Below are 20,828 nucleotides of genomic sequence, written 5' to 3'. Positions count from 1 at the left end.
TTTTCTTTTTTAATCTGGCGGCCACCTACTCTCCCACACCGTCTCCAGTGCAGTACCATCGGCCGCCCGGGTCTTAACCATCGTGTTCGGGATGGGTACGGGTGTTTCCCCCAGGCGCATCGCCACCAGAATCAAGTCATCAGCTTTTGACAGCTTGATCACTCAACAATAGACAACAACTCCCTACTTCTTTTCCCTAGAAAGGAGGTGATCCAGCCGCACCTTCCGATACGGCTACCTTGTTACGACTTCACCCCAGTTACTGGTCCCGCCTTCGGCAGCTCCCTCCTAAAAGGTTGGGTCACTGACTTCGGGCGTTACCAACTCCCATGGTGTGACGGGCGGTGTGTACAAGACCCGGGAACGTATTCACCGCGACATTCTGATTCGCGATTACTAGCGATTCCAGCTTCATGTAGTCGAGTTGCAGACTACAATCCGAACTGAGACGTTATTTTTGAGATTTGCTCCGCTTCACAGCCTCGCCTCTCTTTGTTTACGCCATTGTAGCACGTGTGTAGCCCTGGCCATAAGGGGCATGATGATTTGACGTCATCCCCACCTTCCTCCAGGTTGTCCCTGGCAGTCCCTCCAGAGTCCCCAACTTTACTTGCTGGCTACTGAAGGTAAGGGTTGCGCTCGTTGCGGGACTTAACCCAACATCTCACGACACGAGCTGACGACAACCATGCACCACCTGTCTCGATTGCCCCGAAGGGAAGGTGACATTACTCACCGGTCATTCGGATGTCAAGGCCAGGTAAGGTTCTTCGCGTTGCTTCGAATTAAACCACATGCTCCACCGCTTGTGCGGGTCCCCGTCAATTCCTTTGAGTTTCATTCTTGCGAACGTACTCCCCAGGTGGACTACTTATTGCGTTAGCTGCGGCACCGATAAGCTTTGCTTACCGACACCTAGTAGTCATCGTTTACGGCGTGGACTACCAGGGTATCTAATCCTGTTTGCTCCCCACGCTTTCGAGCCTCAACGTCAGTTACCGTCCAGCAAGCCGCCTTCGCCACTGGTGTTCCTCCTAATATCTACGCATTTCACCGCTACACTAGGAATTCCACTTGCCTCTCCGGTACTCTAGCTCCACAGTTTCCAAAGCAATCCCGGGGTTGAGCCCCGGGTTTTCACTCCAGACTTGCAATGCCGTCTACGCTCCCTTTACACCCAGTAAATCCGGATAACGCTTGCCCCCTACGTATTACCGCGGCTGCTGGCACGTAGTTAGCCGGGGCTTCTTAGTCAGGTACCGTCATTTTCTTCCCTGCTGATAGAAGTTTACATACCGAAATACTTCATCCTTCACGCGGCGTCGCTGCATCAGGGTTTCCCCCATTGTGCAATATTCCCCACTGCTGCCTCCCGTAGGAGTTTGGGCCGTGTCTCAGTCCCAATGTGGCCGGTCACCCTCTCAGGTCGGCTACTGATCGTCGGCTTGGTGCGCCGTTACCGCACCAACTACCTAATCAGACGCGGGCCCATCTCACACCACCGGAGTTTTTACCTCAAAACCATGCGGTTTCGTGGTCTTATGCGGTATTAGCAGTCATTTCTAACTGTTATCCCCCTGTGTGAGGCAGGTTGCCCACGCGTTACTCACCCGTCCGCCGCTCAGTCACAAACCTCGTCATTCCGAAGAAATCCAAAGTAGGTGCTTCGCTCGACTTGCATGTGTTAAGCACGCCGCCAGCGTTCATCCTGAGCCAGGATCAAACTCTCGTTAAAAAAGTTCTCTCTCGGTCAGGAAAACTACTAGCTTTCCTATCCCGTTATTTACTGTTGGCACCAGGCTTCCATCTCTTGATTTCCGCCTGATTTCCGTTCTGAATATTTCTCTTAGAAATTTTCAGGGTCGTTGTCTATTGTTCAGTTATCAAGGTGCTTTCTGCTTGTTTCGCTCATCAGCGACAACTTCTATAGTTTATCATGTCGCTTGATGTTTGTCAACAACTTTTTTCATTTTTTCTTTTTCCGTATTCTCCCGAATCAGAAAGAAGAAGAGATGAGATGAAGTTGTTTTGCGCCGTCTCACGCGACAGCTTTGATATAATATCACTTCTATTTTTCAAAGTCAACCTTTTTTTCTATTTTTCTTTTACTTTTTTATTTTTCGCAAAATCCGCCTTCTACAAGCTGTAAAATTTTGTTTGTTGCTGTCAGTAATTAAAACATGCAATTCTCCGTCATCGATCTGGGCATCTAATTCCAAATCCAGCTGCCCGCTTTTCGGTACAGTAAAGTATGCGTTGGCGACATTTATCGTAGGTTCACTAACTTGATAAGTCTTAGAATCTGACATTGTAAAATTTACATCATCTTTTCTAAACTCAGATCGCATTTCCAAATCGGGATAACTTTTTTCATTTTCTCAATTGGAAGCCGTTTGTCTTGAACCCTTTAGCACATTGGCAAATTCATCCTGGCTCAATCCTTTTTGCTTACGCTGACGATTGATCTGTTCTCCTATATTCACTTCAAACCTATCCTTCTTCCGCACAATATCATCTCATGTCAGGCAGAAACAATCTATCAAACGCCTTTTACACGGCCGCCATCTTTACAACAGCTGAATCGCCTCACTGACACTTCTCACCCCGATCACCCGGATCCCTTCTATATTTTTCACTGCATTTTCAGATACCGATGGGATCACACATGTCTTAAATCCCAGCTTCTTTGCTTCGGACACTCTCTGCTCCGGCATACTCACTGCGCGGACTTCGCCGCTTAATCCCACTTCGCCGAAGACGATCATATCCTCCGGCACCGGGCGGTTTTTATAACTTGAGAAAATCGCCATGACAATACCCAGATCCACTGCCGGTTCATTCATCCTGATCCCTCCGGCAATATTGACATAGGCATCATAGTTGGAAAGCGGAAGTCCCATGCGCTTTTCCAGTACCGCCATAAGGAGATTCACTCTGTTGTAGTCTGTCCCTGCTGCCGTTCTTCTCGGGAAACCGAAATTGCTGGCACAGACCAGAGCCTGTATTTCCATCAAAATAGGCCTTGTCCCTTCCATAGAACATGCCACCACAGATCCCGAAGCATTTTCCGGCTTTCCACTCAGCATAAATTCCGACGGGTTCGCTACTTCTTCCAGCCCTGTCTGACGCATTTCAAACACACCGATCTCATTGGTGGAGCCAAAACGGTTTTTCACTCCCCGCAAAATCCGGTAGGAAGCATGCCGATCTCCCTCAAAATACAGCACTGTATCTACCATATGCTCCAATACCCTGGGGCCGGCCACTGTTCCTTCTTTTGTCACATGACCTACTATAAAAATAGAAATCCCCAGTCCCTTGGCAAGCTGCATAAACGTATTCGTTGCCTCTCTTACCTGGGAAACACTTCCCGGAGCAGAGCCTATCTCTTCGCTGTACATTGTCTGTATAGAATCAATGATCGCAAGATGGGGCTTCTGCCTCTCAATGGTCTGCCGGATCGTTTCCAGATTCGTCTCACACAGAAGAAGCAGATCTTCTGAAAATTTCCCCATGCGGTCAGCTCTAAGTTTTATCTGCTTCAGCGACTCTTCCCCGGAAATATAAAGTACGCTTTCTTTTTTTCCGGACAGTTTTTGGCATACCTGAAGGAGAAGGGTTGATTTACCGATTCCCGGATCTCCTCCTACCAACACGAGAGAACCGGGGACAATTCCCCCTCCCAGCACACGATCCAGTTCCTGTATGTCTGTCTTTATCCTCTCTTCACCGTCGGTTCTCACACTGGAAAGAGTGACTACTTCCCCTTCCCTTACACTTTTCCCTGCTGCCGCGCCTTTTACCGGCGTGATCTTTTCCTCTACAAATGTATTCCACTCCCGACATGCCGGACACTGTCCCAGCCATTTGCTCTCTTCATGTCCGCAGTTCTGGCAGAAAAAAATTGTCTTTTTCGCTTTTGCCACAATATTTCTCCCTTCTTACTAAGAAAATATATCCCTATCTCGTACCAGCCCTAGCCTTTTCCATAATAAATAAGCATGCTCAACTGGGCTGTCTTTTTCCCCGGATTATGGTATCTGTGCTCTGTATCGGAACGAAAATGAATGGAATCGCCTTCTTTAAGCTCATATTCATTTCCTCCAGCCGTAATCTTCACATTCCCTTGAAATACTGTAATGTATTCTTCTGTCCCCAGAATATGCGGCTGAGCATCCAAACATCCGCCCGGCTCAATCACGATCCGGTACATTTCAAAGAGTTTCTTCTCATCAAAAGGAAAAATCGGATAATTAATATATCGTCCGTCTCCCTCGGTAACCGGCTGCACAGATTCACTGCGGATAACTGTGGCGTCCTCTAAAGCTGCCTCTGTCAATGCTGTAAATGACACCTTAAATCCATTTGCAATCTTCCACAAAACCGTAATGGTCGGATTGGCATCTCCCCGCTCAATCTGTGACAGCATGCTCCTGGATACTCCCGTAGCTGCTGCCGCCGCATCCAGTGTCAGATGCTTGCTTTCTCGTATTCTTTTTATGTTTTTTGCCGTTGTTTTTGAAATATCCAATTTCATCCTCCGTTTCTCATCATTGATAAAGGCAGACTGCTGCATTTTGTTCTAATATATAAGATTTATTTCCAATATACTGTTGACTCCGATCCAAAACTATCTTATACTTTTTTAACAAGATAGTGTATTTTTAGTACATTATATCGCACGGGCTCAAAAAGTCAACAGGAGGAAATACTCATGGAACTGAAAATTGCAAAAGCAGATCATCTGCAGCGGATCATGGAACTGATCAATGATGCAAAGGCTTATCTGAAATCCTGTGGTGTAGACCAGTGGCAGAATGGCTATCCGGATCAGCATTCCATAGAAAATGATATCCGGAAGGGAACCGGATACCTTTGTATTGCCGATGAAAAAATCGTCGGATATGTGTGTATTGATTTTGAAGGCGAACCGGCTTACGAAACTCTCTGCGGAAAATGGCTTAGCACACAGCCCTATGTTGTTGTCCACCGTCTGGCATTGGATCGGCACAGCAGAGGGAAGGGCCTGGCTTCCCAGGTTTTCGCTCTCGTCGAGGAGCTTGCACAAAAAAGGAATATCCACAGTTTTAAAGTGGACACAGACAACGATAATGAAATCATGAAACATCTGATAGAGAAAAACGGATTCCAATACTGCGGTACGATCTGTTTTGACAACAGCGAAAAAATAGCCTATGAAAAACTGATCTGATCCGCCTCTTCCCGTTCATCAGACGCAACAAAAGGCCGCAGTGTAAAACTGCAGCCTTTCGCTCTCTTTATGATTGATCTCTATTTTTTCTCGATTTTTACTTCTACCGTTTTCCCTTCATCCATCTCTGCGCTGACACTTAATTTTCCGCTAAGATTGGTCTTCATGTCGCCCATATTCACTCCGTCCATATATACGACATATTCACTGTCTGCTTCCAGCTCAAGGGTAAACTGTACATCTTTTGGCGCAGAAACTTTAAATGATACGGTTCCGTCCTCTGCCTTAAAGTTCTCCACCGCTGTCCCCGGAACGGATTCATACACAAACATACCATTTTTTTCCAATTTGGTAATTTCAGCGAAGGTCTTTACCTTATAGAGATTGCCCTGAAACTCAAAATCCTCCAGTTTTGTCTTGGATGCAAGAGTGTAATCTCCAAAACTTAATGTTCCATCGCTTTCCGTTCTTAACAGCTCTTTTACTACTGCCATCTCAAATGTCCTCCTAATGGTTCTTCTTTTGTATCTCACATTATATCTCAAAAAATTTTCAATTTGTAGTCTTTAAAATAAATTTTATTTCTTTTTTAGAGATACCGGCTTCCACAACATCGCCGCTTTTTATCTCCCCGTCCAACAGGGCCTCTGCCAGCTTATCTTCCAGCATATTCTGGACTGCCCGGCGAAGCGGCCGTGCTCCGTATTTCTGATCCGTTCCGGTCTCAACGATGTGCTTCTTCACAGATTCTCTGACATGAAGCGTAATACCAAGCTGGGACTTGGCTCTGTCGCACACCTCTTTGCACATCATTCCCACGATCTTTTTCATTTCATTGGATGTCAGCGCATGGAAGACAATGATCTCATCAATACGATTTAAAAATTCCGGACGGAAGATGAGCTTGATCTCATTCATAACATTGGACTTCATCCTCTTATAATCTCCGGATGCGTCCTCCTTCGTGACAAATCCAAGACGTTTGGGATCTATGATCGCCTGGGCTCCGGCATTGGACGTCATAATGATCACTGTATTCCGAAAATCCACCTTGCGCCCCTGGGAATCTGTAATATGTCCGTCATCCAGCACCTGCAGAAGGATGTTGAACACATCCGGGTGCGCCTTTTCGATCTCATCAAAGAGCACGACCGAATAGGGATGCCTGCGCACCTGCTCGCTTAACTGTCCGCCGTCATCATGTCCCACATATCCCGGAGGAGAACCGATCATTTTTGACACACTGTGTTTTTCCATATACTCGGACATATCTACACGTATCATAGACTCTTCATTTCCAAACAGTGCCTCTGCCAGCGCTTTGGAAAGTTCTGTTTTCCCGACTCCGGTTGGTCCAAGGAACAGGAAGGAACCAATGGGACGTCCCGGATCTTTCAGCCCTACCCGGCCTCTTCTTACAGCCTTAGCAACCGCTGTGACTGCTTCTTCCTGCCCTACAACTCTTTTGTGAAGAGTCTGTTCCAGCTTTTTCAGTCTGGCGCTTTCTGACTCCGCCAGTTTCTGCACCGGGATCCTGGTCCACTGGGATACTACATCTGCAATGTCCTCTTCCTTTACTGTAACCTGTTTCTGACTGTTCCTTCTCTGCAGACGTTTTTTCTGCTGCTCCAGTTTCTTTCGCAGTTCTTCCTGCTCATGATGGAGCAAAGATGCGCCCTTCATATCGCCGTTTCGTATCGCATCCTCTTTCTCTGTTCCCAGATTTTCAATCAGCCTTTCCATTTTTTCCACATTTTCCGGCACTTTAAAGCCTCTAAGCCGCACTTTGGAGCAAGCCTCGTCCAGTACGTCAATGGCTTTATCCGGAAGGAATCTGTCGCTGATATATCTGCTGGACAGTTTAACTGCTGACTCCAAAGCTCCCTGCTCGATCGCAACCTTGTGGTGCTGTTCATATTTTTCCCGAAGTCCTTCCAGAATCTTCAGACACTCTTCCTCGCTTGGCTCTTCCACCATAACCGGCTGAAAACGCCGCTCCAGGGCAGCATCCTTCTCAATATATTTCCGATACTCCGCCAGAGTTGTAGCTCCAATGAGCTGCAGCTCTCCTCTGGCAAGAGAAGGTTTCAATATATTGGAAGCATCCATCGCACCTTCCGCGCCGCCTGCTCCGATAATCGTGTGCACCTCATCGAGAAATAAGATCACATTTCCCGATGCCTTCACTTCCTGGATCAGCCGTTTCATCCGCTCTTCAAATTCTCCGCGATATTTTGATCCGGCGATCATTCCGGCAAGATCTACTGTGACGATCCTCCTGCCCTTCATGGTATCCGGCACTGTTCCTTTCGCCACACGGTCTGAAAGTCCTTCCAGCACGGCTGTCTTTCCAACTCCCGGTTCCCCCACCAGACAGGGATTGTTTTTCGTCCGACGGCTCAAGATCTGCATGAGTCTTTCAATCTCTTTTTCTCTGCCGATGACAGGATCCAGTTTTCCTTCCAAAGCCTGCATTGTCAGATCTGTTCCATACTGCTCCAACACAGAATTTTTCCTTTTGCCTTCATCCTGCATTTCTTCCATATATTCCTTGGGGTCCACTCCCACTGTCAGAAAGACGTCCTGGCAGATCTTCTGAATATTAATATTCAGCGTCAGAAGAATCCTTGCCGCAACACAATCCACATCTTTCAGCAATGCCAGCAGCATATGCTCTGTCCCTGTTTTCTCTGACCGAAGAGACGCTGCCTCTGCTTCCGCCTCCTCCAGAATATACTCCAGTCTCGGACTGATTTCCGGATCCTTACAGATAGTGCTTCCCTCTCCGGGAGAGACAAGTTCATTCATGATCTTTAGAATATTTTCCTCGCTGACTCCATTCATAGCCAGAACCTGTCCCGCCACACCTGTATACACCTTCTTCAGTCCCACCAGAAGATGCTCTGTTCCAATATATGGATGCTTCAGCTCTTTTGCAGCTGATTTTGCAATTTTTAATACTTCTTTTGCCTGTTCCGTATAATTCATGTTGTCTTTTCTTCCGGTATGCGCCCGGGCATACTCAGATTTTACTCCTTTCCTTTTTCTGCGTCCGCCGGAAGCGTTCTAAGAGTACTCTTCAAAAATTTCATCTACCAGTGCGTGAACTTCTTCTCTGGAAATATTCTTACAGCATCCCCTTGCCAGTATAATGCGAAGTTGCTGACGCATTTCCTCCACCGCCTCGATCTTGTCGATGTCCAGCGCGATCACAGCTCCTTTTCTCCGATCCAGCTGGATAAAGCCCTCCTGCCTTAGAAGACTGTAGGCCTTATTTACAGTATGCATATTTATTCCCACCGCCTGCGCCAGCTGCCGAACAGAGGGCAGCGCATCGCCTTCCCGGATTTCAGAAGTCGCAATCCCCATGATGATCTGGTTGCGCACCTGCATATAAATCGCTTCATCACTGTTGAAATCAATCTTTATCAACATAGTATCACCATTTCCTTTTCAGGTTTTCTTTTGTTATATATAACTTAGCACACATACCGCAGACTCTGCAAGAAAAAGAAATGCTATCTGATGACAATATTTCCCTGTTTCCTCGGAGCTGTCCTTTTATAAGACACTGCCGGATATCCGATCAGCATACAGCAGGCAACGGTCCGGCTGCCGATTCCCAGCCATTCCCGGAGCGTCTTGCTTGCGTCTATGACCGCTCTTGTGTATCCGCTGTACAGCACGCCGGCCCCTTCGGCTACAGCCATGTTCTCAATGTTCGCTGCCGCAAGACCTGCATCCAGCACATTTTTAGCCGTGATCACAAGAAAGGCAGGCGTATTAAAGAAAAAGCTGTCCTCTTTAGGATTCTCCTGATGTTTTTTATAGAAAGAACGGAACACCCTCGCATAGAGCGGAGCTTCCTCCTCCAGGACATCCAGGATTCCCGGCAGCTCTTTCCAGAAAAGTTCTTTAAATTCGGCAAGCTCTTTCTGGATCAGTGTAAACCTGCAGCCCTGTTCATTCTTGGCCGTGGCTGTATACCGTCCAGCGCTTAGTATACGCTCCAGTTTTTCCTGCTCTACCGGAGCGCCGCGGAACTGTCGGATACTTCTTCTGAATTTCACTGCGTGGAGATAGGTTCCGGGATCCAGAACAAAACTGTCTTTATCAAACTCTTCTACCTCTGCCATATCATAATCCGGAATGGACACCGCATTCACCGGACAGATGGCCACACAGTGCCCGCACTGGATACATTTACGGATATATTCCGCCTTCTTGTCCTTCAGCTCCAGAGCTTTTCCCGGGCAATCCTTTACACATGCTCCACAGCCGATACATTTTTCCTTGTTTATCTCTATCATATTTGCAACCGCCTTTCTCTCCCGATATATTCCATCACAGATAAGATACACTCAAATTCATGTCTATCATACTTGCTTCCCGGCTTTTTTGCAAGAGCGGGCGTCCTGCCTTAGCCCCGGACATGCATACATAACATATTTTTCTTAATATCAGAAAAAGGCTGCCACCCGGAGGAGATTCTTCGGGATAGCAGCCTTTTTTACAGGCAAACTACTTTATCATAGGACTCATGGCACTATTTGCAGATTTCTCTAACATCTACATATTCATAGCAGTCAAAGCTGTCTGCTACGTTCTTGCATGTCAGTTTTCCATCATAGGTATTGATTGCAGAGTAAATTACCTCATTGTCTACACATGCTTTCTCCAGACCTTTGTTTGCAATCTGAAGACCATAATTTAAAGTAGCGTTTGTCAGTGCGATGGTTGATGTTCTCGGAACAGCACCTGGCATATTTCCTACACAGTAATGAACAACTCCGTCCTCAACAAAGATCGGGTCATCATGATAGGTTACTTTTGTTGTCTCGCCGCATCCGCCCTGGTCTACAGCAACGTCTACAAATACAGCGCCCGGTTTCATCTCTTTGAGATATTTCTTCTTAAAGATCTTCGGAGCAGCTTTTCCAGGAATCAGTACGCTTCCGATTACCAGGTCAGCTTCTTTTACTGCTTTTTCAATATTTGCATCATTGGATACCAGTGTCTGGATACGTGCTCCAAACAGATCATCCAGATAAGCCAGTCTTGGAAGACTGATATCAAGAATTGTTACGTTAGCTCCCATTCCGACAGCAATCTTACATGCATTTGTTCCTACATTACCTCCTCCGAGGATAACGATGTTTGCTTTTGGAGTTCCCGGTACACCTGCAAGAAGAACGCCTTCTCCGCCAAATGTCTGCTCCAGATATTTAGCACCTTCCTGGATACTTAAACGTCCGGCAATCTGGCTCATAGGAGCAAGAAGCGGAAGTCCGCCCTGTTTTGGATCAAACAATGTTTCATAAGCAACGCCCTTTACTTTTCCGTTCAAAAGAGCATCTGTCTGCGGCTTGTCAGCTGCCAGGTGAAGATATGTATAAAGGATCAGCCCTTCATGGAATAAGGGATATTCTTCCGGAAGCGGCTCTTTTACTTTGATCATCATTTCAACAGTATCCCATACATCTTTTGCAGCGTCGATCATTTTTGCGCCTGCTGCTTCATATTCATCATCTTTGAACCCTGAGCCTACACCAGCACCTTTTTCAATATAAACTTCATGTCCTGCTGCTACATAGCTCTTTACGTTGTCCGGTGTCATACCTACACGAAATTCATTGTTTTTGATTTCCTTTACGCATCCTACTTTCACTTTCAAACCCTCCTAAATCGTTATAAATAGTGCTTGTTTTTCCAAATCCGCCTGCACCGGATCCGGATGAAAAATATTTTTCAAAAAAAATATTTTTTGAAGAATATTATTCATTTGTCTTTAAAATAATCTTAGCACAATGTTTTATAATGTTCAATAAAAGTTATTTTTTTCACGATTTCTCTTAATTGTCGTTTAAAAACTTCAATTGTAAATACAATTTACTTGCATATTTCCCTGATTCATGTTTAAATACTATTATAAGATGAACAGAATAAGCGTGCAAAATAAACGGAGGACGGATTTTATGAAAGAATTGCGGACAATGATCAATAATACTTCACTAACCAAAACTCAAAAGATGATCGCAAAATATGTTTTGGACAATTCTGCGGATGCCTGTTTTATGACTTCCACAGAAATCGCTATGAAACTTGGAGTAAGCGAATCCTCTGTGATCCGTTTCAGCCGTTCTCTGGGCTATGACGGATTCATGGATTTCCAGAAAAATCTGAGAAAAGATTATCAGGATAAGGTGCTTAGTATTTCCAGCTCTATCACCGTTCCTTCACAGCGCATTGCAAAACGGGCAAAGCTTACAAATACCGCCGATTACATCAACCGCCATTTTAAAAACGCCGCCAAAAATCTGGAAAACGCACTGACTTCCAACAGTAGTACCGCCTTTGAGGAAGCCGCCGATATCATCGTGGCAAGCAGGCATAAATACATCACCGCCTCCCGCGGGAACTCCTCTCTTGGGGACTATTTTCTTCTGTATCTGAAGCACATGGTTCCCAATGTGGAATCTACAAGTTCTGCCGCTATCAGCCCCATAGATCATCTGTGCAACATTTCCAAAGATGACTGTCTGATCGTATTCAGCTTTCCCCGGTATTCTTCAGAAGATAAGATCTGTGCTCAAATGGCGCGTGAAGCAGACGCCAAGATCATCGTTGTAGCCGATAAGCCCAGCGCCCTTCTGGCGGAATACGCCACCGTTCTTCTGACTGCCCCGGTAGACAGCAACGCCTTTTTCAACTGTATGACAGCTCCGCAGTTTGTAACAGAGGCGCTTCTGGAAACCGTCAGCCATAAGGCCAGAGGAATCGAGAAACGCCTCAAGAAAATTGACAAATATCTCGGAGAGCTTGGAAACTACTAGGAGACTCTCCGGCCAAAAATACCGGGATCCGTCCCTTATTATGCCATCCGCAGTTCGTCAATAATATTAAATTTTCGTATTTTCCTCATGGTGTAGATCATAGTCACAAGAACGATCGCCAGCACGCCTGCTGCCGCTGTCAGGAAATAACTCCACGGGAATATCAGTTCCTGTCCGCTGGCCTGGCTGGTAAATTTCCAGAATAGAATGCTGACAGCAGAAGAAAGGATACATCCGTATAAAACAGATCGCGTCCCATAGACCAGGCATTCGTAAAGCATCATTTTCCGGAATCCTTTTCCTGTCATGCCTACGGAACGCAGCATGGCAAATTCTTTTCGTCTGAGCATCAGATTGGTAGAGATCGTATTAAACACATTCGCCACTGCGATCATGGACAGCAGCACAATAAATCCATAGCACAGCACCCGGATCGCCGTCACCGCCTGCCTGCTCATTGCCGCATCCTCTGCCGGCGTGTAAAGGCTTCCCTGCTGTTCTTCCGGCATATTCTGAATCTCTTCTTCTAGGTTTTCCGCCGCTTCTATATAATTTTCCGCGTGGATCTGAAAATAAGCGATATACAACTCTTCTTCCGCTTCCCATCCCTCTTTTACCGGCTGATCGATATACTCTGCATACTGCTTTGCCTGTTCCTCTGAAAGGATCAAAACGGGTTTGAAAACATTTTCCGTTCCGCACTGCAGCGGAAGTTCTCTGGCCTCCTGCGCCAGTTCCACTTGAAAAAGCTGCTCATATTCTCCGGCGTCTCCTGTCTTTTCCTTTTCATCCTTCCTGTGTAAAACTCGCCCGGCTCCCAGTTCCCGGCGCTTTACATTCTCCGTCAGTGCCGGCACCTTATCATAACTCTGCGTTTCCTCATTATAACTTTGTACCTGATCATAATAAATGGCATAAATGACGCCGCTGCCGCTCTTTGGCTTTTCAAGTCTTTGCTCTTTCAGGTAAGTTTCATAATCCTTATCCTGCAAAACAACAGCACTGCAATGGAATGGTATGCTTCCGTCCGCCAGCTCTTCCCAGTAATTTTCCGACCGGTAAGCCTCGCTTACATCTTCCTGCCGCATCGGGATCAAGATGGAAAATTCTTTATAACTTTCGTAGGAATCTACAAGTTCTTCCTCATCCAGCATGGCCTTAGTACGGATCAGAGCGTTTTTATCATCCTCGCTTTCGTTCCATCCTAATATTTTCTGGTACTGCAATTCATAGGAAGGAGGATTCAAAATCGTGCTCCCCGCCTCTTCCATGTACAGGAAAAACAAAGAAGCTGTCACAAACAGCACAATACTCATGGTAAGCGAAATCACGGTACTTCTGTATTTTTTCCGGTCCCTTCTGTAATTTTTCCCCGCGAGCATTCCCTCCAGTCCGAACAGACGACCGGTTAATTTTGCAGATTTGACTTCCCGAGGGCGAATCCGGATATCCTGCAGGGACCGTACAGCCTCCATAGGCGATACCTTCCCTGCCCGCGCTGCCGGTATCCACACCGACAAAAGCACCGTCAGAAACGCCAGCACAGCCGAGCCTGCCAACACTGCCGGAGGACAGGACATCTCTACAGTACCTTTCTCTCCATAGATAAAACTTGTCAGCCCCGCTCCGATAAAATGAAGTGTCACGGCACTTCCGGCTGCTCCTGCCAGAAGCCCAAGTGGAATCCCCACAGCGCTGACAACAAATGCTTCAAATCTTAAAGACCGGCGAAGCTGCTTTTTCGTCGCCCCCACAGAAGCCAAAAGTCCAAACTGTACCGTTCTCTCTCTTAAGGAAATGGAGAAAGAATTGTAGATCAGAAGTACCGATCCCGCCATTATGACTGCCAGAAGTGTTCCCAGCGCTCCGCCTATCATGTACGTATATCTGTCGTTGCGGAAAACTCCCTGCCACCGAAGCAGGCTGTCGTGTCTGCTCCAGGAAACATAGGATCCATATTCTTTCCCCTCCAGCCAGTCCTCTATAAATGCATCTGCATCCTTTGGATTTTTCATCTCAATATAGACATCGCAATAACTGTGTTCCGGCAATGTTCCGTAAGGCCCTGCAATCAGCATATATCCGAAAAAGCCGGCTGCCGCTCTGGCCTGCTGCACATCGTGATAGACGCCCACCACCTGATACGTACCGCTTTCATTTTCCTGAAATGAGACCGAACTGTTTTCCGCTCCCTCTGCCGCCTCTTCTTCCCCGTCAGCTGACAAAGAGGCAGCCTGATCGGATACCATATGTCTGCCGTCCATAAAAAACTGTCCTGATTTTAAGGTCACTGTGTCGCCCACAGACGCCTTCTTGCCTTCCAGCTCAATCCCTTCATAAGGGATCAGAATCTCCCTTTCATTTTCAGGGATCCGTCCTTTTTCAATCTCCAGCGGAAGATTCTCCCACGCACTTTTATCCCGGCTGAAAATCCTGATATAGTCCCCGTCCGCTTCAGATCCTCTCAGATAACCGATTTCTCTTTGTATGGATAGGGATTTGATCCGTTTGTCCTTTCTGATTTCCTGAAGTTCTTTTTCTGTAAATCCCTCTGCCGCTACATGCCAGCTTCCTTCTTTCTCCACCGTCTTTGTTTCAATATAATTCAGGACGCTGATGCCGAACACAGCAACTGCCGTCAGCATTGCCGCCGAGAGAATAACGCCCAGTATGGTTACAATTGTTCTCGTCCGGTTCAGCCCCATTGTTCTTGCCGTGATCTTATAGAAAATATTTTTCATCCCCGGATCACCTCATCTCTGATGATTCTTCCATCTGCAAGCTCAATGAGCCGATCCGCCTGAAGCGCAATATCTTCATCGTGGGTGATCATGATCATAGTCTGATCATAAATCCTGTTGGAATACTTCAAAAGCTCTACAATCTCCCGACTGTTTCCCGAATCAAGATTCCCGGTGGGTTCGTCTGCAAGAACCACTGCCGGAGCATTCATAAGGGCGCGCCCAATAGATACTCTCTGCTGCTGGCCTCCTGAAAGCTGTCCGGGAAGATACCCTCTTCTGTCTTTCAGTTTCAGGATATCCAAAAGCTCTTCCACTCTTTTTTGATTGACCGACCGTCCGTCCATCAATACAGGAAGCGTCATATTTTCCTCCACTGTCAGCACCGGGATCAGATTGTAAAACTGATAGATCAGTCCCACCTGACGGCGGCGGAAAATAGCAAGCGCATCCTCCTTCTGACTGTAGACATCTGTGCCATTTACATATACTTTCCCTTCTGTAGGACGATCCACACCTCCGATCAGATGAAGCAGCGTAGATTTTCCCGATCCCGATGCTCCGATCACGGACACAAACTCCCCTTTCCGCACGGAAAAAGACACATGATCCAGCGCGCACACTTCATTTTCACCCTGTCCATATATTCTGGAAAGATTTTCTACCCGTAAAATATCCTCATGCATTTTCATAAGTCCCTCCTATCTTTTTCACAAGTATAGCATCTCCACATGACAGGGCCGTGACAGTGAGGTGACAGTTCTGTCACTATTTATAAAACCGCAGGATAAAACATCCTCCCCGGTCTTTGGAATTTTCTGCCAGTATCACGGCGTTTTCAAGAGAAAGGACAGCTCTTGAAAGGGAAAGGCCAATTCCAAAGCTGTCTTTTCCGGCAGTTTTTCCCCGGTAAAACCGCTCAAAAAGATGGGGGATATCTTCTTTGGGAATCCCCGGTCCGGAATCAATGACACTCATCTGTACATAAAGCACTGTATCTTTTATCTCAATCCATATTTTCCCGCCCTCCGGCGTATGCTCCAGCGCATTTTTCATCACATTCTGCAGCGCTTCCAATGTCCATGTGTAATCTCCTGAAATACAGATATCTTCCGACTCATCTGCAATGCAGGTCTGTCCATGAAGTTCCATGGAAACTGCAAACGTCCGCAGGGCGTCTTCTATCAGGCTGCTTACCGGAAATTTTTCTTGTTTCAATGTCACAGTTCCTGCATCCAGCCGGGAAAGTTTCAAAAGGGTGTCCACAAGCCATCCGATACGCCCCAGCATATGGGACATTTCCCTAAGCAGCTTCCGCCATTCCCCCTCGGAAATGTCCGGCCTTCTCATCCGCTCCGCCATCAGATTCACAGAAGTTAACGGAGTGCGGATCTGATGAGAAATATCGGCAAGCGCTCTGGAAAGCTGTTCCTTATCATCCGCAAGTCTCCGGGACTGTTGATTTAATGTCCATGTCATTTTGGCAATTTCGTCCCGAAGGATTTCCAGATCTCCTTCCCGGAAATGTGAAATCTCAAGTCCTTCTTCGCCATGAAGGATCCGGTCCAATTCTTCCGAAAGCTTCCGTATGGACTTTTCCCTGAAAAACGCCGTCCCCATAAAGAGAGCAAAGAGACATATTCCCATAAATGCAGCAGCTCCTGCCGCTTCAGGAGAAAGGATGACCGCTGCAGCCAGTGTCACTGCCAGTATGATTGCTGCGCTGACGGATGCCGGGATCCAGATATCCCTGTTTTTCCACATTCCCATACTCTCCTCCTTTTATTCCATTTTGTATCCCATCCCTCTGACGGTCTTTACGATCACAGGGTTTTGGGGATCCTTTTCTATTTTTTCCCGCAGCCTTTTGATATACACCGTAAGTGTATTGTCATTGACATACTCTCCGGTAATATCCCACAGTTCCTCCATCAGGGCAGAACGCGTCATGATTTTCCCCCTGTGGTTCAAAAAGACAAGAAGAAGCCGGTATTCCAAAGCAGAGAGGAAAATTTCCCTGCTATCTCTCTTCACCACTCCCTTTTCTACATCAACTGAAATATCCTGCACCGTCACGATCTGGCTGCTTCTTAAATATCGGCGCAGTACTGATTTCATTCTGGATACAAGCTCCCTTGGACGGAAGGGCTTGCTGATATAATCATCCGCCCCCATGTCAAGTCCTGCCACCACAGAGTATTCATCGCTCATTGCCGTGAGAAAGATCACAGGAATCTGATATTCCGCCTTGATCCTGGCGCATATGCTGAACCCGCTTCCGGAAGCAAGAGTAATATCCAAAAGAGCCAGATCAAACTTCTGCTCCTCTAAGAGGCGCAGCGCTTCCTCCTGCCTCCCGGTACTTTTCACCGAAAATCCCTCTTCTTTTAAAAATCCTGTCAGATTTTCCACAATGGTTCTGTCGTCTTCCACAAGCAAAACAGATACTAAGTCCATACTCCATCCTCCATAAAAAATCCCCGCGCCGGATCTGCCCTGTTTCAAACAGACAGTCGGTGCGGGGACATGCAAAAATCCGTCTTTTTACGCCTCGTCTATGGCTTTTCCAATATCATGGCGCATATATTTGTTGTCAAATGACACCCACTCGGTAGCCGCATAGGCATTGGCTCTTGCTTCCTTCAGGTCTTTTCCCTTCGCTGTTATGCCAAGCACACGTCCGCCGCTTGTCACAATCTGATCGCCGTCAAATTTTGTGCCTGCATGGAAGCAGTAATATCCCTCATGCTTCTTAAACTCATCAAGTCCGTGGATCGGAAGCCCTTTCTCATAAGCCAGCGGATAGCCGTCTGATGCAAGGACAACACATACAGCGGCATTATCCTCAAACTGCAGATCGATCTGATCCAAAGTGCCGTCAATACATGCTTCCACTACTTCAATGATGTCATTTTTCATACGGGGCAGCACCACCTGTGCCTCCGGATCCCCGAAACGGGCATTGTATTCCAATACTTTCGGTCCGTCCTCTGTCAGCATCAGTCCAAAGAAGATTACTCCCTTGAAAGGACGGCCTTCTGCCTTCATGGCGTCTACGGTAGCCTGATAGATATACTTCTCACAAAATTCTTCCACTTCTCTTGTATAGAAAGGACTTGGAGAGAAAGTTCCCATTCCTCCGGTGTTCAGTCCAGTATCGCCGTCTCCCGCTCTTTTGTGATCCTGAGCGCTTGTCATTGTGCGGATGGTATTTCCATCCACAAAGGACAGCACGGACACCTCACGGCCGGTCATAAACTCTTCGATCACCATTGTATTTCCGGAAGCGCCGAATTTTTTATCCAGCATAATGGTCTTTACGCCCTCTTTTGCTTCCTCCAGCGTATTGCAGATCAGCACGCCTTTTCCAAGGGCAAGCCCGTCCGCCTTCAAAACGATCGGAAACTTCGCTTCTGTTTCCAGATAATGAATTGCCTCATCCGCATCGTCAAAATTTTCATAAGCCGCAGTAGGAATATGATACTTTTTCATCAGATCTTTGGAAAAAGCTTTGGATCCTTCCAGGATCGCTGCATTTTTCTTTGGTCCGAACGCCCGGATACCAGCTGCTTCCAGTTCATCCACCAGACCGCCCACCAGCGGATCATCCATACCTACAATGACAAGGTCGATCTTCTTTTCTTTTGCAAATGCTGTGATCTTATCAAATTCCATAGGGCCGATGGGTTCGCATACCGCATACTCTGCAATTCCCGCATTTCCCGGCGTGCAGTAGATCTCATCCACTTTACTGCTCTTTGCCACGCAGTATGCGATGGCATGTTCTCTTCCTCCGCTTCCTACAATTAATACCTTCATTGGCTTCCTCCTACCTGCTGATCTTCACCTGATTTCCTTCCACTGTGATCCGGTTGTTTGCAATCAGATCAATGGCTTGGGGAAGGATCTTCCACTCTGCCTGCTCCATCACACGTCTCTGGAGCTTCTCCGGGGTATCATCTGCCTCCACTTCTACAGCCTTCTGCAAAATGATGGGCCCGGTATCTGTCCCCTCATCTACGAAATGCACCGTTGCTCCTGTCACTTTGACTCCTCTTGCAAGAGCCGCTTCATGCACCTTCAGTCCGTAAAAGCCGGTTCCGCAAAAAGAAGGGATCAATGAGGGATGGATATTGATGATCCGGTTCCGGTATCTCTCGATCATTTTTGCCGGGATCACCACAAGAAATCCCGCCAGTACGATCAGATCCGGCGTCAGGGCATCCACTGCCTCCAAAAACTTCTCGTTAAACTCTTCTCTTGTCTCATAATCCTTCGGAGAAATGCACTGTGCCGGTATACCGTGATCTTCCGCACGTTTCAGGGCATAGGCATTTTTGTTGTTGCTGATAACGCCGCACACGCCGGCATTCGTGATCCTGCCCGCATCTATCGCGTCCAGAACAGCCTGCAGATTGGTACCCCCTCCGGAAACAAGCACTGCAACTTTTAACATAAAGTAACTCCTTTTTCTCCCGCTTTGATCTGTCCGATCACATAAGGCGTATCTCCAGCCTGACGCATTGCTTCCATGGCTTTGTCCACATCCCCCGCGTCTACTGCTACTATCATTCCGATTCCCATATTAAAAGTATTGTACATCATCTTTTCTTCCACCTGGCCTTCTCTTGCCAGCATGCCGAAAACAGGCGGGACCGGATAGCTGTCCTTCTCAATAACGGCATGGGTGTGTTCGCTTAACATTCTCGGAACATTCTCATAGAATCCGCCGCCTGTAATGTGGCTGCATGCTTTGATCTTCACGCCGGCATTCTTCACATTTTTCAGCGCTTTTACATAAATTCTTGTAGGCGCTAAGAGAGCTTCTCCAAGTGTAGTTCCCAGTTCTTCATAATAAGTCTCCAAAGACTCTTTCGTCATTTCAAACACCTTGCGCACAAGGGAAAATCCATTGCTGTGCACACCGGTAGATGCCATTCCGATGAGGACATCTCCTTCTTTCAGATCCTCTCCGGTGATCATATCTTTTTTATCGCAGACACCTACTGCAAATCCGGCCAGATCGTACTCATCCTCCGGCATAAGTCCCGGATGCTCCGCTGTCTCGCCGCCCACTAAAGCAGCCTCTGACTGAAGGCATCCTTCTGCCACGCCGCTCACAATACTTGCGATCTTCTCCGGGTAGTTCTTACCGCAGGCAATATAATCCAGGAAAAACAGCGGCTCTCCGCCTGCGCACGCAATATCATTGACACACATTGCAACAGCGTCAATACCGATCGTATCGTGTTTGTCCAGGATCATGGCAAGCTTTACTTTTGTTCCGCATCCGTCTGTTCCGGACAGTAAAACCGGTTCTTCCATGTCTTTGATCTTACTTAAAGAAAATGCCCCTGAAAATCCTCCCAGGCCGCCCAGAACTTCCGGACGCATTGTCTTTTTCACATGTTCTTTCATCAGTTCCACTGACTTGTAACCTGCTTCAATATCTACACCAGCATTTTTATAATCCATACCGTATCTCCTTTATTACATCTGCTTCATGTATTCTTTATAGCCAAGTTCATCCAGCTTCTTTGCCTTTGCCTGAACAGTTTCCTTCATTTCCTGAGTATAGGCTTTCAGTCTCTTAAGAAGCTTGGGATCGGAAGTTGCAAGGATTCTGGCTGCAAGGATAGCTGCGTTCATTCCTCCATCGATGGCAACTGTTGCAACCGGGATTCCCGGCGGCATCTGTACGATAGAGTAAAGTGCGTCCTGTCCATCCAGATTCTTTCCGGACATAGGCACGCCGATAACCGGCATTGGGAAAATTGCTGCGCACATTCCCGGAAGGTGTGCAGCCATTCCCGCGCCTGCGATAATGACTTTATAATCCTTTTCTTCCGCTGATTTTGCATATTCAAAAAATACATCCGGTTCTCTGTGGGCAGAGATGATCGTCATTTCATACTCAATTCCCAGTTTTTCCAACATGTCAGCAGCCTTGCTCATGACCTTCATGTCAGAGTCGCTTCCCATTACAATTCCTACTTTTGGCATAGTTTTCATCCTTTCTCACTTATTTATAAGCTTTGCAGA

General features: G+C 46.9%; 17 protein-coding genes and 2 rRNA genes. 2 read left to right on the top strand and 17 right to left on the bottom strand.

All coding sequences use genetic code 11. The features are described 5' to 3' along the window. Nucleotides 1–12: 12 nt before the first annotated feature. The 4 genes from rrf to EUBC25_RS09680 all read right to left on the bottom strand — a co-directional run bounded on the left by rrf (nucleotide 13) and on the right by EUBC25_RS09680 (nucleotide 4,537). Nucleotides 13–130: ribosomal RNA gene (gene rrf / locus EUBC25_RS09695) — 5S ribosomal RNA — on the bottom strand. Nucleotides 131–200: 70 nt separating this feature from the next. Further along, a 16S ribosomal RNA gene (locus EUBC25_RS09690) occupies nucleotides 201–1,735 on the bottom strand. An 832-nt stretch (nucleotides 1,736–2,567) separates the two neighbouring features. Further along, the gene (gene radA, locus EUBC25_RS09685; RefSeq protein ID WP_230105288.1) at nucleotides 2,568–3,926 is read right to left on the bottom strand and encodes a DNA repair protein RadA; all 1,359 of its coding nucleotides are present in this window, start codon (nucleotides 3,924–3,926) and stop codon (nucleotides 2,568–2,570) included. A gap of 50 nt (nucleotides 3,927–3,976) precedes the next feature. Further along, on the bottom strand, nucleotides 3,977–4,537 hold the full coding sequence (locus tag EUBC25_RS09680) for a helix-turn-helix domain-containing protein (protein ID WP_230105287.1): 561 nt from the start codon (nucleotides 4,535–4,537) through the stop codon (nucleotides 3,977–3,979). 177 nt (nucleotides 4,538–4,714) lie between these two features. Here EUBC25_RS09680 and EUBC25_RS09675 point away from each other — a divergent pair, with 177 nt between their 5' ends. Continuing rightward, nucleotides 4,715–5,212 carry a GNAT family N-acetyltransferase gene (locus tag EUBC25_RS09675; RefSeq protein WP_230105286.1) on the top strand — a complete coding sequence of 166 codons (498 nt, stop codon included), beginning with the start codon at nucleotides 4,715–4,717 and terminating at the stop codon, nucleotides 5,210–5,212. A gap of 80 nt (nucleotides 5,213–5,292) precedes the next feature. On the opposite strand, the gene EUBC25_RS09670 is transcribed toward EUBC25_RS09675, so the two are convergent. From EUBC25_RS09670 to ald, 5 genes are all read right to left on the bottom strand, one after another. Further along, the gene (locus EUBC25_RS09670; RefSeq protein WP_230105285.1) at nucleotides 5,293–5,706 is read right to left on the bottom strand and encodes an endosialidase; all 414 of its coding nucleotides are present in this window, start codon (nucleotides 5,704–5,706) and stop codon (nucleotides 5,293–5,295) included. A gap of 58 nt (nucleotides 5,707–5,764) precedes the next feature. Next, on the bottom strand, nucleotides 5,765–8,200 hold the full coding sequence (locus EUBC25_RS09665; RefSeq protein WP_230105284.1) for an ATP-dependent Clp protease ATP-binding subunit: 2,436 nt from the start codon (nucleotides 8,198–8,200) through the stop codon (nucleotides 5,765–5,767). A gap of 78 nt (nucleotides 8,201–8,278) precedes the next feature. Beyond that, nucleotides 8,279–8,647, bottom strand: a complete 369-nt coding sequence (locus EUBC25_RS09660) for a GntR family transcriptional regulator (RefSeq protein ID WP_230105283.1) — start codon at nucleotides 8,645–8,647, stop codon at nucleotides 8,279–8,281. A gap of 83 nt (nucleotides 8,648–8,730) precedes the next feature. Further along, entirely contained in the window at nucleotides 8,731–9,522 is a 792-nt protein-coding gene (locus EUBC25_RS09655) for a nitroreductase family protein (protein WP_230105282.1), read from the bottom strand. A gap of 236 nt (nucleotides 9,523–9,758) precedes the next feature. Further along, nucleotides 9,759–10,880, bottom strand: coding sequence for an alanine dehydrogenase (ald, locus tag EUBC25_RS09650; RefSeq protein ID WP_230105281.1), 1,122 nt, complete (start codon nucleotides 10,878–10,880; stop codon nucleotides 9,759–9,761). A gap of 307 nt (nucleotides 10,881–11,187) precedes the next feature. Between ald and EUBC25_RS09645 the strand changes: the two genes are divergently transcribed. Further along, complete coding sequence (locus EUBC25_RS09645) at nucleotides 11,188–12,045, top strand: MurR/RpiR family transcriptional regulator (RefSeq protein WP_230105280.1); 858 nt, start codon at nucleotides 11,188–11,190, stop codon at nucleotides 12,043–12,045. A 38-nt stretch (nucleotides 12,046–12,083) separates the two neighbouring features. On the opposite strand, the gene EUBC25_RS09640 is transcribed toward EUBC25_RS09645, so the two are convergent. From EUBC25_RS09640 to purE, 8 genes are all read right to left on the bottom strand, one after another. Next, nucleotides 12,084–14,786: an ABC transporter permease gene (locus EUBC25_RS09640; RefSeq protein WP_230105279.1), complete on the bottom strand. Its 2,703-nt coding sequence runs from the start codon at nucleotides 14,784–14,786 to the stop codon at nucleotides 12,084–12,086. Further along, entirely contained in the window at nucleotides 14,783–15,478 is a 696-nt protein-coding gene (locus EUBC25_RS09635) for an ABC transporter ATP-binding protein (protein ID WP_230105278.1), read from the bottom strand. The genes EUBC25_RS09640 and EUBC25_RS09635 overlap by 4 nt, the downstream gene beginning before the upstream one ends. 76 nt (nucleotides 15,479–15,554) lie before the next feature. Continuing rightward, nucleotides 15,555–16,556, bottom strand: a complete 1,002-nt coding sequence (locus tag EUBC25_RS09630) for a sensor histidine kinase (RefSeq protein WP_230105277.1) — start codon at nucleotides 16,554–16,556, stop codon at nucleotides 15,555–15,557. Nucleotides 16,557–16,568: 12 nt separating this feature from the next. Next, nucleotides 16,569–17,243, bottom strand: a complete 675-nt coding sequence (locus tag EUBC25_RS09625) for a response regulator transcription factor (protein WP_230105276.1) — start codon at nucleotides 17,241–17,243, stop codon at nucleotides 16,569–16,571. Between the two features lie 87 nt (nucleotides 17,244–17,330). Then, nucleotides 17,331–18,605: a phosphoribosylamine--glycine ligase gene (gene purD, locus EUBC25_RS09620; protein ID WP_230105275.1), complete on the bottom strand. Its 1,275-nt coding sequence runs from the start codon at nucleotides 18,603–18,605 to the stop codon at nucleotides 17,331–17,333. Between the two features lie 10 nt (nucleotides 18,606–18,615). Continuing rightward, nucleotides 18,616–19,242, bottom strand: a complete 627-nt coding sequence (gene purN, locus EUBC25_RS09615) for a phosphoribosylglycinamide formyltransferase (protein ID WP_230105274.1) — start codon at nucleotides 19,240–19,242, stop codon at nucleotides 18,616–18,618. After that, a complete protein-coding gene (purM, locus tag EUBC25_RS09610; protein ID WP_230105273.1) occupies nucleotides 19,236–20,261 on the bottom strand; it encodes a phosphoribosylformylglycinamidine cyclo-ligase in 1,026 nt (341 codons plus the stop codon). The genes purN and purM overlap by 7 nt, the downstream gene beginning before the upstream one ends. 15 nt (nucleotides 20,262–20,276) lie before the next feature. Beyond that, on the bottom strand, nucleotides 20,277–20,789 hold the full coding sequence (gene purE / locus EUBC25_RS09605) for a 5-(carboxyamino)imidazole ribonucleotide mutase (RefSeq protein ID WP_230105272.1): 513 nt from the start codon (nucleotides 20,787–20,789) through the stop codon (nucleotides 20,277–20,279). Nucleotides 20,790–20,828 lie beyond the last annotated feature (39 nt).

The organism is Claveliimonas bilis, from assembly GCF_020892095.1.
In the GTDB taxonomy this organism is placed as follows: Bacteria; Bacillota; Clostridia; order Lachnospirales; family Lachnospiraceae; genus Claveliimonas; species Claveliimonas bilis.
The sequence above is the reverse complement of the archived record's forward strand: the minus strand, read 5'-3'. Positions and strand labels throughout refer to the sequence as shown.

What these genes read in the sequence shown, in the direction of transcription:
- purN (WP_230105274.1), bottom strand. Translation starts at nt 19,242, where the DNA reads ATGTTAAAAGTTGCAGTGCTTGTTTCCGGAGGGGGTACCAATCTGCAG.
- EUBC25_RS09645 (WP_230105280.1), top strand. Translation starts at nt 11,188, where the DNA reads ATGAAAGAATTGCGGACAATGATCAATAATACTTCACTAACCAAAACT.
- EUBC25_RS09655 (WP_230105282.1), bottom strand. Translation starts at nt 9,522, where the DNA reads ATGATAGAGATAAACAAGGAAAAATGTATCGGCTGTGGAGCATGTGTA.
- EUBC25_RS09675 (WP_230105286.1), top strand. Translation starts at nt 4,715, where the DNA reads ATGGAACTGAAAATTGCAAAAGCAGATCATCTGCAGCGGATCATGGAA.
- purE (WP_230105272.1), bottom strand. Translation starts at nt 20,789, where the DNA reads ATGCCAAAAGTAGGAATTGTAATGGGAAGCGACTCTGACATGAAGGTC.
- EUBC25_RS09660 (WP_230105283.1), bottom strand. Translation starts at nt 8,647, where the DNA reads ATGTTGATAAAGATTGATTTCAACAGTGATGAAGCGATTTATATGCAG.
- EUBC25_RS09680 (WP_230105287.1), bottom strand. Translation starts at nt 4,537, where the DNA reads ATGAAATTGGATATTTCAAAAACAACGGCAAAAAACATAAAAAGAATA.
- EUBC25_RS09625 (WP_230105276.1), bottom strand. Translation starts at nt 17,243, where the DNA reads ATGGACTTAGTATCTGTTTTGCTTGTGGAAGACGACAGAACCATTGTG.
- EUBC25_RS09630 (WP_230105277.1), bottom strand. Translation starts at nt 16,556, where the DNA reads ATGGGAATGTGGAAAAACAGGGATATCTGGATCCCGGCATCCGTCAGC.
- purD (WP_230105275.1), bottom strand. Translation starts at nt 18,605, where the DNA reads ATGAAGGTATTAATTGTAGGAAGCGGAGGAAGAGAACATGCCATCGCA.
- EUBC25_RS09640 (WP_230105279.1), bottom strand. Translation starts at nt 14,786, where the DNA reads ATGAAAAATATTTTCTATAAGATCACGGCAAGAACAATGGGGCTGAAC.
- EUBC25_RS09635 (WP_230105278.1), bottom strand. Translation starts at nt 15,478, where the DNA reads ATGAAAATGCATGAGGATATTTTACGGGTAGAAAATCTTTCCAGAATA.
- purM (WP_230105273.1), bottom strand. Translation starts at nt 20,261, where the DNA reads ATGGATTATAAAAATGCTGGTGTAGATATTGAAGCAGGTTACAAGTCA.
- EUBC25_RS09670 (WP_230105285.1), bottom strand. Translation starts at nt 5,706, where the DNA reads ATGGCAGTAGTAAAAGAGCTGTTAAGAACGGAAAGCGATGGAACATTA.
- EUBC25_RS09665 (WP_230105284.1), bottom strand. Translation starts at nt 8,200, where the DNA reads ATGAATTATACGGAACAGGCAAAAGAAGTATTAAAAATTGCAAAATCA.